The sequence below is a fragment of the Streptomyces sp. W16 genome (assembly GCF_033194735.1).
GTDB lineage: Bacteria > Actinomycetota > Actinomycetes > Streptomycetales > Streptomycetaceae > Streptomyces.
Genome location: NZ_JAWOAI010000256.1, coordinates 1 through 13,969, shown reverse-complemented (window position 1 = coordinate 13,969; position 13,969 = coordinate 1). Strand labels below are relative to the sequence as shown.

The window sequence follows — 13,969 nt, the reverse complement described above, 5'->3', positions numbered from 1 at the left end:
CACCGCCCGCGCCTCGGGCAGCAGCCGCTCCCCCGCCCCCGTGAGCCGCACCCGCCGGGGCGACCGGTCGAACAGCTCGGCGCCCAACTCCCGCTCCAGCCGCCGGATCTGCTGACTGACCGCCGACTGCACGATGTGCAGTCCCTCGGCGGCACGCCCGAAGTGCAGCTCTTCGGCGACCGCGACGAAGTAGGTGAGCTGCCGCAGTTCCATGGCCCCGACTCTAGAGGGGGCTCCTGGACTCCTGTTTCAATGAGCTCCCTGATAGGAGTGATAGGCATGGTGTCCACGGACCGTTTCCTCGCCTTCGCGGCGATGTCGCTGCTGGTGATCGTGATCCCGGGACCCAGCGTCCTGTTCGTCATCGGCCGCGCGCTGGCCCACGGCCGCCGCACGGCGGTGGCGACGGCGATCGGCAACGTCTTCGGCTCGTACGTCCTGGTGGCGGCGGTGGCGTTCGGCATCGGTTCGTTGGTGGAGCGGTCGGTCACGATCTACCTGACGGTGAAACTCGCGGGCGCGGCCTACCTCGTGTACCTCGGGGTCCAGGCATTCCGCCACCGCAAGGACCTGAAGGCCTCGGCGATGCGAACGGCCGCCACGGCAGAACCACGCGGCGACCTCCGCACGGTCCTCGACGGCGCCCTCGTGGGCGTCACCAACCCCAAGGGCGTGGTGTTCTTCGCCGCCGTGCTCCCCCAGTTCGTCAACCACTCGGCCGGCCACGTCCCGCTCCAGATGCTCCTGCTGGGCCTGATCCCGATCTCCATCGGCCTGGTCACGGACACCCTGTGGGGCCTGACCGCCTCCGCGGCCCGCACCTGGTTCGCCGGCTCCGACCGCCGCCTGTCCCTGATCGGCGGCGCGGGCGGCTGCACGATGATCGGCCTGGGCGTGACGGTCGCGGTGACGGGCCGCGCGGACTGAGCTTCTACGGTCCTACGACCGTCCCGAACCGGATGTCGTACGACGTCCCCGGGTGCATGGTGTCGAGCATCCGCGCCCCTTCGGCGGTCACGTCGTCCCGCTCGGCCTTGGTCAGCCTGCCGAAGGGTTCGATGACGAGGTGGCCGTCGCCTTCGTCGAGCTTCCAGACCCCGGCGAGGAAGCCGTCGACGAGGAGCGTGCGGTGGGCGACGTTGCCCTGCCAGGCGCGGCCCCAGTACTCGGCCGGTACGACCCGGGTGCGGTCGGCGTGGGAGAGGAGCAGGTTGTCGAACTCGGGCAGGAAGCGCGGCGGGGCCGGAGTGTCGGCGGCGGGGCGGGGCGCGTCCGGGAGGTCGAAGAGTTCGACGCCGTTGGGGTCATAGAAGGTGACGAGCCGCGGACGCAGTCGCTCGAAGGCCTCACGCAGCCGGGTGAGGCCCGCCCAGGTCTGCATGTCCTTCACGGAGGCCGGACCGAAGGCGGCGAGATAGCGCAGGACGGTCTCGTCCGGGTCGGGCGCGGGTTCGGCGGGCCGCCCCAGCCAGTGCTCGGCGGTGGTGAGCGCGACCTGACCGCTCTTTCCCCACAGTCCGCGCGGGGTGACCTGGACGAGCGGCAGCTTGCAGCGGGCGGCGATCGCGAGGGCCTGCGGGTCGGCGTCCGGCCACTCGACGAGCAGCGCCTCGCGCAACTCCTTCATGGTGCGCGGCTCGGCCTCGACGAGTTCACGGGCGAGTAGGGCGAGCCGGTCCAGGTCGACGCCGGCGAGCCCCTTGCGGAAGCCGCCCAGCTCACGATCACGGGCGGCCTGCACCAGCGGGCGCAGGGTGAGGCAGTCGGCGGCGCTGTGGGTGTGGATGGTCGAGCGCATGGTGACGATGCGGACGACCGCGCGCTCGGCCATCAGTCCGGAGAGTTCCTCGGGCGTGAAGCCGTCGAGACGGGCGGCGAGGGCGTAGTACGGCGGCTTGACGTTCTGGGCCTGGAGGCCGAGGAGATGCTCGACGGCGGCTCCGGCGGCGAGCGGTGAACGGCGCAGGAGGAGCTGCCGGTCGAGGGTGGCGCGGTTGAGGGCGCGGATGTCGAGTACGGGAGCGGTGGGAGTCTTCGCCTTGATCACCTTGCGCACGCTAGCGACGATTGCGGACACCTTCGGTCCGCAACCCTCACCGCCGTCACCACTCTCACCGATTTCCGGAGCCCGTGCCGACGCCCGGGTCCTTTGCCCCGTATATCCTGCTCGTGCTCCGTGATCACGCAGCCGTAGGCCCGATCGAGAGGCACCGCGATGCCCCAGCGACGCGCCCGCCCCACCTCGAAGAACAGCAGGACCGGCGGGAAGCCCGGCTGGCGCCGCACGCCCGCCGCACCCCCGCCCCCCACGCCCGAGCCCCCGCTCTCCGCCACCGACGCACCCCCCTCCGAACCTTCCGACGCGGGCAGCGTCGTCCAGGCCGCGCTGTACCGGGACGGGGTGCGGGTCTCGGCGCCGGACACCCTCGCCGACACCTTCCGCGAGCTGCGCGAACAGCCGTCCGGCATGGCCTGGATCGGCCTCGCCCGCCCCACCGAACGCGAACTCCTTTCCCTGGCCGAGGAGTTCGACCTCCACCCGCTGGCGGTGGAGGACGCGATGGAGGCCCACCAGCGCCCGAAACTGGAGCGCTACGGCGAGACGCTGTTCGTAGTCCTGAGCGCGGCCCGCTACCTGGACACCACGGAGGAGGTCGACTTCGGCGAACTGCATGTCTTCGTCGGCCCGGACTTCGTGATCACGGTCCGGCACGGCGCGGCCCCCGATCTGTCGGCGGTGCGCCAACGCATGGAGGAATCACCGGAGTTGCTGAAACTCGGCCCCGAGGCGGTGCTGTACGCGATCCTCGACGCGGTCGTCGACGGCTACGTGCCCGTGGTCACCGGCGTCCAGATCGACATCGACGAGATCGAGACGGAGGTCTTCCGCGGCGACCCCGCGGTCTCCCGCCGCATCTACGAACTCTCCCGCGAAATGGTCGAGTTCCAGCGTGCCACCCGCCCCCTGGTCGGCATGCTGCACAGCCTGATGGCGGGCTTCGCGAAGTACGGCACGGACGAGGAACTCCAGCGTTACCTCCGCGACGTCGCCGACCACGTCACCCACACCAGCGAACGAGTCGACGGCTTCCGCCAGGCCCTCAGCGACATCCTCACGGTGAACGCGACACTGGTGACGCAGCAACAGAACGCGGAGATGCGGGCGTTGGCGGAGGCGGGGTTCGAGCAGAACGAGGAGATCAAGAAGATCTCTTCTTGGGCGGCGATTCTGTTCGCGCCGACGTTGGTGGGGACGATCTACGGGATGAACTTCCGGCGCATGCCGGAGCTGCACTGGGTGCTCGGATATCCCTTCGCCATCGTCCTGATGGCGGTCGTATGTACCAGCTTGTATGTCATCTTCAAGCGGAAAGACTGGCTCTGAGTAATCGCCTTTGGGAGGCGCTCCTGGGAGTGGCTGCTGCCCGGATCGCGGGCTCCGACGGCGCTTCAGAAGCTCCTGGGGAGAATCTGGGGAGAATGAGCCGCGCTCCGGTCTGGGCGGTCTTCCGCGATCGAGCGCGTTGACCTGCCGGAGCCTCGCTCTTCAGGCACCTCCCGAGAGCACTGATCGGGCACGGAGAGTAGCCAACTTCCCTTGTGGAACGTCGAAACGGGTGGGCACAGCAGATCGCTGTGCCCACCCGACCAAGGTCCCAGCTCAGCCGTCGGACGCTGTTGGCTACTGGAGAGACCGGCCGCGCTCGCCCGTATGCGCTGTCGGTGTCAGTGCCTCGTGCGACGCTCATGGCATGGACGAGTGGGACCTGGAGAACGTTGATCCGAACCAGCAAGTAGGGGCACGGCATCACACGGTGCCCGCCTTCCATCTCCGTAGGTTCGCCAACTCCCAGAACCAACTGTGGGTCCGCGACCGCAGGTACCCCATGCCCGGGCTGCGCAAGGAGAGCGACCTTGCGATCCGTGACTTCTACACCTTCCAGAACATCCACGGCGAGCCGGACGGGCGCATGGAACAAGTGCTGCAGAGAGTCGAGGGCAACGCGGCAAGCGCGCTGCGTCGCGTGACCTCGTCCGTGACCTGGGGACGGCCGATCACTCCCGAGGACAAGACGGATCTCTGCATCTTCACAGCCTTCCAATACGTCCGCGGCCTCCGCAAGCGCCGCGAGATCGAGCGCGCCGCCTCCCCGTGAAGCAGGTATCCGCACTCACACAGCGTTCAACCGGCCCGCGAGCTGCGCTCTGGCGGTGATGTCGAGTTTGGGGAAGATCCGGTAGAGGTGCGATGCCACCGTGCGCGGGGACAGGTAGAGGCGTTCGCCGATCTCGCGGTTGGACAGGCCGTCTGCCGCGAGTCGGGCGATCTGGAGTTCCTGCGGCGAGAGCACGATCCCCGCCGACTGCTCCCTCGACGCGGTGCGTTCGCCGGCCGCCCGAAGTTCGGTGCGGGCCTGGTCTCCCCAAGTACGCGCTCCGATCAGGTCGAAGGTCGTCAGAGCCGTTCGGAGCGGGACGCGTGATTCGGCCACGCGCCGCTGTCTGCGCAGCCACATCCCATAGGCGAGTTCGATGCGCGCCTTCGTCCACGGCCAGCGGATCAGATCCTGAGCGAGTGCTGTCGTGTACAACACCTCGGCCTGGTCGTCCTCGGCCAACACTGCTCTGGCATAGGAGAGTTGGACGTGCAGGGTGGTCGACGAGGTCACGGCGGCCTCTTCTTCGAGACCGGCCACAACCGCCGCGGCGTCCTCCAAGCGTTCGGCGCGTGCGGCGGCCTCGGCCAGGAACATCACGCCGTGGAACCGCTCGGTGGCGTGGTAGCAGGGGTCGCGCGGGTCGAACAGCCGCCGCAACTCGTCGTAGGCCCGGGCCGGCTGGCCCGCGCTCAACCAGCCGATGCCGCGCGCCAGTTGGACACAGGCCAGGAGGTTGTTCAGCCGTCGGCCGCCGGCGGTCTCCTCGGCCTGTCCGGCGAGCCGCTGGGCCCGTTCGTTGTCGCCGTGCAGTGCCGCGGTGATCGCGCGGAGGGACAGGGTGCCTGTGTCCCAGATGAGTTGGCCGGTCTCGCGGGCGAGATGGGAGCCCTCCTCGGCGGCGGACACGGCCCGGTCCCATTCGCCCAGTTCGAGGCGGCTCACCAGCCCCATGGTGAGTACGTGGGACAGCAGCCCGAGGCGGCCTTGTCCGCGCAGTTTCGTCTCGGCCCGGTCGAGGAACTCCAGGCTGACGACCGGCGACCCGATCGCGTGGGCGGCCATACCCAGCAGCCGTAGGGAGTCGGGGGCAGTGACCGTTGCCACGGTGGCGTTCGAGAGCATCTCCGCTACTCGGGACGACCGTAGAACCGGTTCCGCAACGGCGAGAGTCGCGATGAGGCGTGGGTCGTGGCCGACGCCGTCGAGCCCCTCGGCCACCGTCACGACCCGAGCCCGTGCGGCCGGGCCGGTGTCGGCCCACCAGCAGCGCAGAGCCGCGCCCAGGAGCAGGTTGAGTGCGAGGTCGTTGTCACCGGCCTGCGCGGAGCGTTGCGCGATGTCGCACAGCTCCAGCACCCTGGCGGCGTCGCCCGGTACACCGTCGTCGAAGATCTCGCGCAGCCACTCCATCCGTGCCCGGTCCAGCGCGGACAGCGCGTTGCGGGCCGCCACCCCGAGCAGCCGGTCCACGAGGTCGGCGCGGCCGAGTTCGAAGGCGTACTCGGCCGCCAACAGGAGGCGGCGGCCTCGGACCGAGGAGTCGCCGGTCAGTTGGGCCGACCGTTCGAGCGCCGAGATCGCGGCGGTGACCGAGCCGCGGCGCACGCTGATCACGTGGTTCTCTTCGAGTTCGTCGGCCACCTCGTCGTCGGGGCCCACGACCGCCTGGGCCCGGTGCCAGGTACGGCGGTAGGGCTGGTCGGTGAGCACCTCGGCGAGCGCGGCGTTGGCCGCGAGCCGGCGTTGCACCGGCTCGGTCTGGAGGACCCCGGAGCGCACCAGGGGGTGCCGGAAGGCGACGCTCGTCTCGTCGAGGCGGATCAGCCCGGCCCCGGCGGCGGCGTCGAGGGCGTCGACCGTCACACGGCAGCCGGCCATGACCGAGGCCGCCGCCAGGATTTCCGGGAGGGTGTTCTCGTAGTCGACGGAGGCGATGAGCAGCACGTCTCGGGTGAGCTGGGGCAACTCGGTCAGCCGTCCGACGAAGGCTTTCTCCAGCCGTGCGTTCAGCGGCAGGTGTGCCGGGACCGACTCCACCGCCGGAGTCGAGGCCGAGCGCAGGGCCGACGGCAGCTCGACGAGGGCCAGCGGGTTTCCGTCCGCCTGCCGCAGGATCCTGATTCGGTCGGCCGTGCTCAGGCCGGTGGCGGTGACGTCGAGGAGTCGGCGTGCCGCGCTGTCGTCCAGGCCGCCGAGGTTCAGCTCGGGCAGGCCCATGGCGGTCAACGGCCCGGTGTGCCCTTTGCGTATTCCTCCGACGATGACGATCGGGTCGCTGCCGACACGGCGGGCCACGAACGCCAGCCCCTCATGGCTGGGCCGGTCCAGCCACTGGACGTCGTCGACCAGGACGGCCACGGGGCGCCCGGTCGCGACCTCGGCGAGCAGGTTCAGTACGGCCAGGGCGATCAGAAAGGCATCTGGGGGCGGTCCCTCCTCGACACCGAACGCCGACAGAAGTGCTCTGCGCTGCACGAAAGGCAGGTTGTCGGCATGGCCCAGAACGGGTCTCAGCAGTTGGTGGAGGGCGGCGAAGGGCAGTTGTGCCTCGACCTCCATGCCTGTGACCTGGAGCACCTGGAACCCGCGAGCGCGGGCGTGGGCGGCCGTGGCACGCAGCAGGCTCGACTTGCCGATGCCCGCCTCGCCGACCAGAACGATCGCGTCACCCTGCTCGGGAGCCCGGGCGATCAGGCCCGACAGCGCATCCAGCTCGGCACGGCGGCCGAACAGTTCCGCCGAGGTCATCTCTGTCGACATGGCACGAGTCCTCAGACCTACCCGTCAGGCATGGACGACCATGGCCTGCTTCCCGTCCGCACGTCCGACTTCCCGCCGTCTGTCGCACCCACGGCACGCCGGACGCCACCGGACCCCGGCTGGTCTCAAATTACTGCATCGGCCCGGCTCACGCCGATCACCCGCGGCTCCCCCGGTGGTCCGGACGGCCCCGAAGGCGCAGTCACGTGACTGAAGCCGACTGCCACGCGCCGGTCCTAGCGTCGGTACATCCGACGGAAGGAAGACCATGTCTCCTCACCTGCGGCGATCCGTCGCCGTGATCCGGAAGCGTCGCGCCGTGACCGCCGCCGCGGGCGCCCTCGTGCTGGTGTTCGCCGGCACCGCCACGGCCTCCGCCACACACACGAACGCGGACAGCGCCGCCGGCGGCAGCAAGCCGACGATCGTGTTCGTCCACGGCGCCTTCGCCGACTCCAGTGGATGGAACGCCGAGGTCTCGGCGCTGCAGCGGCTGGGCTATCCGGTGATCGCCGCGGCAGACCCGCTGCGCGGCCTGACCGGCGACGCCGACTACGTCCGTTCGATCCTGAAGACGATCAACGGCCCCATCGTGCTGGTCGGCCACTCGTACGGCGGCGCCGTCGTCACCAATGCCGCGCGGGGCGTCCCGGACGTCCGGGCGCTCGTGTACGTCGGCGCGTACGTCCCGGACCAGGGCGAGAGCATCGCCACGGTGCTCGACCCGGCCACCTACCCCGGATCCCTGCTCGGGAAGGACACGACGGACGTACGGCCGTTCCCGAACCCGGCGGCGCCGGGCGGCACGGACGCCGACATCTACATCAAGCCCGCCGACTTCCGGTCAGTGTTCGCCGCCGACGTGCCCGCGCGTACGGCCGCGCAGATGGCCGCGACCCAGCGCCCGCTGTCGCTGACCGCCGAGACCCAGGTGTCGGGAGCACCCGCGTGGAAGACGATCCCGAGCTGGGACCTGATCACGCTCAACGACAAGGCCATTCCGCCGGCCGGGCAGCGATTCATGGCGCGGCGAGCGCATGCTCATGTCGAGACCGTCGGCTCGTCACACGCGGTGATGGTGTCGCATCCCGACGCGGTGGTCAGCATCGTGCTCGACGCCGCCAGGCACTCCGGCTGACCGGCATGTGTGATGTGCGAGAGCGAGAGGAGAGCACACGATGGATCTCGGACTGAACGGACAGGTGGCCGTGGTCACCGGTGCCAGCAGGGGGATCGGGCTGGCGGTCGTACGGGCGCTGATCGCTGAGGGGGTCACGGTCCACGCCGGGGCCCGGCACTCCTCGCCCGAACTGGAGGAACTGGCCGCGACGGGGAACGTGCGCGTCGTACCGGTCGACCTGGGCGAGGCGTCAGGACCCGCGCGGCTCGTCGAGGCCGCGGGTGACCGGATCGACATCCTCGTCAACAACGTGGGATCGGCCCCGGCCCGTACCGGAGGATTCCTCTCGGTCACCGACGAGGAATGGCTCACCACCCTCAACCTCAACCTGATGGCGGCCGTCCGTACGACCCGCAGCGCCCTGCCGGTCATGCTCGCCCGGGGACGCGGATCGATCGTGAACATCTGCTCCGTCAACGCGGCGCTCCCCGACCCGGCGGTCATCGACTACAGCGCCTCCAAGGCGGCCCTCGCGGGCTTCTCCAAGGCCCTGTCCAAAGAGGTCGGCCCGAAGGGGATCCGCGTCAACACCGTCAGCCCGGGACCGGTCGAGACCGATCTCTGGTTCGGGGAGGGCGGGGTCGCCGCGACGGTCTCCGAGGCGACCGGCATGAAACCCCAGGACGTCATCGACAACGCCGCGCGGACCACGGTGACCGGCCGCTTCTCCCGGCCCGCCGAGATCGCCGACGTGGTCCTGCTGCTCGCCGCCGACCGGACGGCGAACGTCACCGGCGCCGACATCACCGTCGACGGAGGCTTCATCCCCACCTGGTGAGCACACCGGCGGGCGCCCCCCACCCCACCCGAGGAGTGATCGAACCATGAACGCCATGCGTGCCGTACGAGCCCACGAACGCGGCGGACCCGAGCAGTTGACGTACGAGTTGGCCCCGCGTCCCGAACCGGCCCCCGGCGAGGTCCTGGTCGCGGTGCGCGCCGCGTCCATCACCTCCGGCGAACTCGACTGGGACGCCAGCTGGACCGACAGCTTCGACGGGACGGGGCGCGACCGTACTCCGGTCGTCCCCTCCCACGAGGTCTCGGGAGTCGTGTCCGCACTCGGTACCGGGGTGACCCGGCTCGCGGTGGGGGACGAGGTCTACGGCCTGATCCCCTTCACCCGCGACGGAGCCGCCGCCGAGTACGTCACCGTCCCCGCGGACGTCCTCGCCGCCAAACCCACCCGGCTGGACCACGACAACGCGGCGGCCGTACCCCTCGCTGCACTCACCGCCTGGCAGGGACTGGTCGGGCACGCCGAACTGACGCCTGGCCAGCACGTGTTGATCCACGGTGGCGCCGGAGGCGTCGGTTCCTTCGCCGTCCAGATCGCCAGGGCCCGGGGCGCCCGGGTGACGACCACCGCCCTGCCGCAGGACCGCGAGTTCGTCACTCAACTCGGCGCCGACCACGTCGTCGACTACAGCACCGAACGTTTCGAGGACCAAGTCGCCGATGTCGACGTCGTGTTCGACGCGGTCGGCGGCGAGACCCAGGCCCGCTCCTGGGCCGTACTGCGCCCCGGCGGAACCCTCGTCAGCATCGTCCAGCCGCCGAACCCGGAAGCGGCCTCGGCCGCCAAGGGCCGGGGCGTCTTCTTCGTCGTCGAACCGGACCGCGCCGGCCTCGACGCCATCACCGAGTTGATCGACGACGGCCGGCTCGCCCCGGCAGTGGACCGGATCGTCCCGCTGGCCGAGACACCGGCCGCGTACGAGGCCCTCGGCAAGGAACACCGTCGCGGCAAGATCGTGCTGCACGTGGGAGACGGCGGCTGACTCGCGTGGGGATACGGCAGGGACGAGTGACGACACCGGTCGAGGGGTCGAGAACATGACGTCTGGTTCAGAGGTGCCGGAACACGGCGGCCTTCCCAGCAGTGGCTACTCCACGGATTCGGCGCCGGCCGGCCGAAGGCGGGCGTACTGGCGCGAGGCACTGTCCCGGACGTTCACCGATGTCGACATCGTCGTCCCCGACGACGTGTACTCGGGCACCATCCGCACTGCCCGGCTCGGCCGACTTCAGGTCGTCACGGTGGAATGCGACTCCCTGCGAGCGGTCCGTACCCCGCGCCTGATCGCCCGGGGCACCACCGAGAACCTGATCGTGCGACTCCAGGGCAAGGGCGTCGCCAGGCTCGAACAGGACGCCCGCGAGGCGTACTTGCAAGCCGGGGAGATCGTCTTCTACGACATGACGCGCCCCCACCGGATGGACTTCCCCGAGCGACACCAGACGAAGTCCGTGCTCCTCCCCCGGCGGCTCCTGGGACTGAAGGAGTCCGATCTGCAACGGATCACGGCCACCCCGATCCGCACCGACACGGCGCTGGGCGCGCTGGTGTCGCCCTTCCTGTCCAGGCTCGCGGATGCCGCGGGGTCGTGTCCGCCGCACATCGGTGACCTGCTGGCCCGTAACGCGGTGGACCTCATCACCGGCCTGGCACACGAGCGACTGGGGCGGGAGCCGGTCGCCGCCCCCGGTGCCGACCGGGTCATGTTGCTGCGGATGCGGGCGTTCATCGACCGGCACCTCGCCGATCCCGATCTGACCCCCGAGGTCATCGCCCGCGCCCATCACATCTCCGTGCGCTACGTCTACAAGCTCTTCCAGCAGGAGGACGTCACGGTGGGCCGGTGGATCCAGCGGCGTCGGCTGGAGGAGTGCCGCCATGAACTGGCCCGCCCTGAAGCAGCACGCCGCACTGTGGCCGCCGTGGCACGCCGCTGGGGTTTCACCAGCGCCGCCCACTTCAGTCGGGTGTTCCAGGCGGCCTACGGGATGTCCCCCCGCGAGTGGCGGGACGTGGGCGGCGACATGCGACCGGGCGGCGGCTACGGCTTGAGCGCCTCCAGCAGGGCCGGCGTGTCGACGTAGATTTCGAGGTCGGTGATCCGGCCGTTCCGGACGCGCCAGATGTGCGTCTCGGGGACGTCGAACGGCTTGCCGGTGGCGCGGGCGAAACCCCGGGACCGGCCGCTCTGCACGACCCGGTCGCCGGCCTGGTAGAGCGTCTCGGTCTCGACCTCGCTGTGGATCGCGCTCGACACGGCTTCGTAGAAGCGCTGGAATCCAGCGAGCCCCTCGTACGAGCCGCCCCAGGGCAGCTCCTCGGACTGGTGGACGGTGATCTCCGGATCCGCCAGGGCAGCTCCCTCTGGGTTGACCCCGTTGATGAAGTCGTAGACCGCGCGGACCACGGCGAGGTCGTCCTGCGGCTGGTCGGTCAGGGGTGTCGGCACGACGGTTCTCCTTCGATGGGTGCGGTACCACCAGGATCGGTCGGCGGGGTGGGCCGCGCTTCAGTCACCCGACTGTCGCGGCCCGCCAGCTTCACCACGGCGAAGAGCGCGACGAGGACCACCGAGAACAGGTTGATGATCATCATGCTCTCGTCGATGGCGTGCCCGCTCCAGACGGTCCCGGTCGGGTCCGTGACGGCTCCGTCCGGGGCGGCGACGAAGTACGGCACGGAGCTGAGGCCGAGTGCCCCGTAGACCAGGACGGGTTGGAGCAGGGCGCCCCGGTCCTCGGTGTGCACGGGCACACGCGAGCGGGTCAGGTGGACGGCGAAGATCTGGAAGAAGACGTAGGTGAGGAGCCACCAGCCCAGGTAGTTGGTGTACGGAACGCCGAACAGGCCGCCGCCGCGCTCCCAGACCCAGATCCCGCCGACGGTGGAGGCGATCGAGTCGCTGCCGACGTCGAACATCGTCATCAGCGCCGCGGCGAGCATCGGCAGCGCCACCGCGTCGATGCGCCGCCGGCCCGTTCGGGTGCGGGTGCCAAGGTCCGCGTCGGCCTCGTCGAGCAGGGCACTGGCCACCAGCCAGCACGCGTACCCCAGCCCGAAGTAGATCGGGCCGATCTGGATCGGGACGTGGATCAACTGGGGTCCACCGGTGTAGTGGTAGTGGCCGAAGGGGAACCCGGTGGAGATGCTGAGGTCCTCGAAGAAGTTGCTCACGACGAGCGTCTCGGCGAGGAAGAAGAGGAGCACTTTCGCGCCGTAGCGCCGGACGCCGTGGACGAGCGAGAACGGGACCAGTACCAGCAGTACCGGGAGCGCGGCCTCCCGCCCAGTCAGCGGGACGACGAGGGCCAGGGTGACCGCGACGGCGACCAGTAGCCACAGGGCCGCGACCCAACTACCCCTGCCCCGGCCGTCGTTGCTCACACCGCCTCCAGTCGGCCCGCGAGTTGGGACCGGGAGGTGATGGCCAGCTTGGGAAAGATCCGGTAGAGGTACGAGCCGATCGTCCGGGGAGAGAGGTAGAGCCTGTCGCCTATCTCCCGGTTGGACAGTCCCTCGGCGGCGAGGCGGGCGATCTGCAGTTCCTGGGCTGAGAGAAGACCCAGCGCGGAAGGTCCCTTCGCGGAGGTCCGTTCTCCGGCCGCGCGCAATTCCGCCCGTGCCTGGTCCGCCCAGGACCGGGCGCCAATCTGGTCGAACGTCGTCAGCGCCGACCGCAGCGGTATCCGTGACTCCGTCCCCCGCCGGTGCCGACGCAGCCAGCATCCGTAGGCGAGCTGGAGGCGGGCGGCCGGCCAGGGCCAGCGGTTCAGGTCCTGGCTCAGGGCGGCCGTGAAGAGGGTCTCGGCCTGGTCGTCGTCCGCCAGGATCGCCTTGGCGTACGAGAGTTGGACGCGCAGGGTCGTCGACGACGAACGGGAGGTCAGCTCCTCCAGACCGGCGATGACTGAACGGGCGTCGTCGCGGCGGTCGGCGTGCACGGACGCCTCGGCGAGGTCCATCACCCCGTGGAAGGAGGCGGTGCTGTGGTGGCAGGGGTCGCGGGGGTCGAAGAGGCGGCGCAGACTGTCGTAGGCCCGTCCGTACTCTCCCGCGGTCAACCAGCCTGTGCCGCGGGCGCGTTGAACGACCGACAGCACGCAGTTCAGGCGTCTTTCTGCGGCGGTTTCCTCGGCCTCGTCGGCGAGTCGTTGGGCGGTCTCGTTGTCGGCGCGCAGTGCCGCGGTGACCGCGCGGTAGGCGAGCGTCCCGGTGTTCCAGATCAACTGACCCGTTTCGTCGGCGAGTTGGCCGCCCTCGGCGGCGGCCATCTCGGCCTGTTCCCATTCGCCCAGTTCGATGCGGCTGACCTGGCCCATGTTGAGTACGTGGGAGAGGAGCCCGAGGCGGCCCTGTTCGCGCAGCCTCGCCTCCGCCCGGTCGAGGAAGTCCAGGCTGGCCACCGGCGAGCCGATGGCCATGGCCGCCATGCCGAGGAGTCGCATCGCGGCGGGGTCGGTGACGGTGTCCACGGTGACCCGGGAGAGGAGTTCGGTGACGCGGGCCGACCGAAGGACGGTCTCCGCGAGAGCAAGCGTCGCGATGTACCTCGCGTCGCCGTCCACGTCGTCGAGCCCTTCGGCCACGGCCACTACGCGGGCCCGTGCCGCCGGACCGGTGTCGGCCCACCAGCAGCGCAGGGCCGCCCCGAGCAGCAGGTTGAGCGCCAGGTCATCGTCGCCGGCCCGCGCGGACCGCTGCGCGATGTCGCAGAGCTCGAACACCCTGGCGGCATCGCCCGGCACCCCGTCGTGGAAGATCTCCCGCAGCCACTCCCTGCGCGCGCGGTCGAGTTCGGACAAGGCGTTGCCGTCAGCCAGGGCGAGCAGTCGGTCGACCAGATCGGCGCGGCCGAGACCGAACGCGTGCTCCGCCGCGAGCAGCAGCCGCCGTCCGCGCCTCGCGGAGTCGGTGGTCAGTTGCGCCGACCGTTCGAGTGCCGAGATCGCGGCGGCCACCGCTCCGCGCCGCATGCTCAGCACGTGATGGGCGTCGAGCTCGTCGGCGACCTCGTCGTCCGGACCCACGATCGCCTCGGCGCGATGCCAGGTGCGGCGGTACGGCTGGTCG

At 70.2% G+C, this 13,969-nt stretch carries 13 protein-coding genes; 7 read left to right on the top strand and 6 right to left on the bottom strand.

The window, feature by feature from the left end; genetic code table 11:
- A partial coding sequence (locus R6V09_RS29595) for a LysR family transcriptional regulator (RefSeq protein ID WP_317884515.1) occupies positions 1–213 on the bottom strand: 213 nt, incomplete at its 3' end.
- Positions 214–279: 66 nt separating this feature from the next.
- On the opposite strand from R6V09_RS29595, the gene R6V09_RS29590 reads away from it, so the two are divergent.
- The gene (locus R6V09_RS29590; protein ID WP_262056495.1) at positions 280–927 is read left to right on the top strand and encodes a LysE family translocator; all 648 of its coding nucleotides are present in this window, start codon (positions 280–282) and stop codon (positions 925–927) included.
- A gap of 4 nt (positions 928–931) precedes the next feature.
- Here R6V09_RS29590 and R6V09_RS29585 read toward each other — a convergent pair whose 3' ends face one another.
- Positions 932–2,056 carry a winged helix DNA-binding domain-containing protein gene (locus R6V09_RS29585; protein ID WP_317884514.1) on the bottom strand — a complete coding sequence of 375 codons (1,125 nt, stop codon included), beginning with the start codon at positions 2,054–2,056 and terminating at the stop codon, positions 932–934.
- A gap of 159 nt (positions 2,057–2,215) precedes the next feature.
- On the opposite strand from R6V09_RS29585, the gene R6V09_RS29580 reads away from it, so the two are divergent.
- On the top strand, positions 2,216–3,385 hold the full coding sequence (locus R6V09_RS29580; protein ID WP_317884513.1) for a magnesium and cobalt transport protein CorA: 1,170 nt from the start codon (positions 2,216–2,218) through the stop codon (positions 3,383–3,385).
- 367 nt (positions 3,386–3,752) lie between these two features.
- A complete protein-coding gene (locus R6V09_RS29575) occupies positions 3,753–4,157 on the top strand; it encodes a DUF4238 domain-containing protein (protein ID WP_317884512.1) in 405 nt (134 codons plus the stop codon).
- Between the two features lie 15 nt (positions 4,158–4,172).
- Here R6V09_RS29575 and R6V09_RS29570 read toward each other — a convergent pair whose 3' ends face one another.
- Positions 4,173–6,920 carry an AAA family ATPase gene (locus R6V09_RS29570; protein WP_317884511.1) on the bottom strand — a complete coding sequence of 916 codons (2,748 nt, stop codon included), beginning with the start codon at positions 6,918–6,920 and terminating at the stop codon, positions 4,173–4,175.
- A 319-nt stretch (positions 6,921–7,239) separates the two neighbouring features.
- Here R6V09_RS29570 and R6V09_RS29565 point away from each other — a divergent pair, with 319 nt between their 5' ends.
- Genes R6V09_RS29565 through R6V09_RS29550 form a run of 4 tightly spaced genes read left to right on the top strand, consistent with a single transcriptional unit; the run spans position 7,240 to position 10,983 of the window.
- The gene (locus R6V09_RS29565; protein ID WP_317884510.1) at positions 7,240–8,058 is read left to right on the top strand and encodes an alpha/beta fold hydrolase; all 819 of its coding nucleotides are present in this window, start codon (positions 7,240–7,242) and stop codon (positions 8,056–8,058) included.
- 40 nt (positions 8,059–8,098) lie between these two features.
- Entirely contained in the window at positions 8,099–8,878 is a 780-nt protein-coding gene (locus R6V09_RS29560) for an SDR family NAD(P)-dependent oxidoreductase (protein ID WP_317884509.1), read from the top strand.
- A 46-nt stretch (positions 8,879–8,924) separates the two neighbouring features.
- Positions 8,925–9,881, top strand: coding sequence for an NADP-dependent oxidoreductase (locus tag R6V09_RS29555; RefSeq protein WP_317884508.1), 957 nt, complete (start codon positions 8,925–8,927; stop codon positions 9,879–9,881).
- A gap of 55 nt (positions 9,882–9,936) precedes the next feature.
- The gene (locus R6V09_RS29550; RefSeq protein WP_317884507.1) at positions 9,937–10,983 is read left to right on the top strand and encodes a helix-turn-helix domain-containing protein; all 1,047 of its coding nucleotides are present in this window, start codon (positions 9,937–9,939) and stop codon (positions 10,981–10,983) included.
- On the opposite strand, the gene R6V09_RS29545 is transcribed toward R6V09_RS29550, so the two are convergent.
- From R6V09_RS29545 to R6V09_RS29535, 3 genes are all read right to left on the bottom strand, one after another.
- Positions 10,941–11,348 (bottom strand): nuclear transport factor 2 family protein, encoded by a 408-nt coding sequence (locus R6V09_RS29545; RefSeq protein ID WP_317884506.1) that lies wholly within the window; start codon positions 11,346–11,348, stop codon positions 10,941–10,943. The genes R6V09_RS29550 and R6V09_RS29545 overlap by 43 nt on opposite strands.
- On the bottom strand, positions 11,333–12,283 hold the full coding sequence (locus tag R6V09_RS29540; protein ID WP_317884505.1) for a carotenoid biosynthesis protein: 951 nt from the start codon (positions 12,281–12,283) through the stop codon (positions 11,333–11,335). Before R6V09_RS29540 ends, R6V09_RS29545 begins: the two co-directional genes overlap by 16 nt.
- On the bottom strand, positions 12,280–13,969 hold a 1,690-nt coding region (locus tag R6V09_RS29535), incomplete at its 5' end, for a LuxR C-terminal-related transcriptional regulator (RefSeq protein WP_317884504.1). The genes R6V09_RS29540 and R6V09_RS29535, both read right to left, overlap by 4 nt.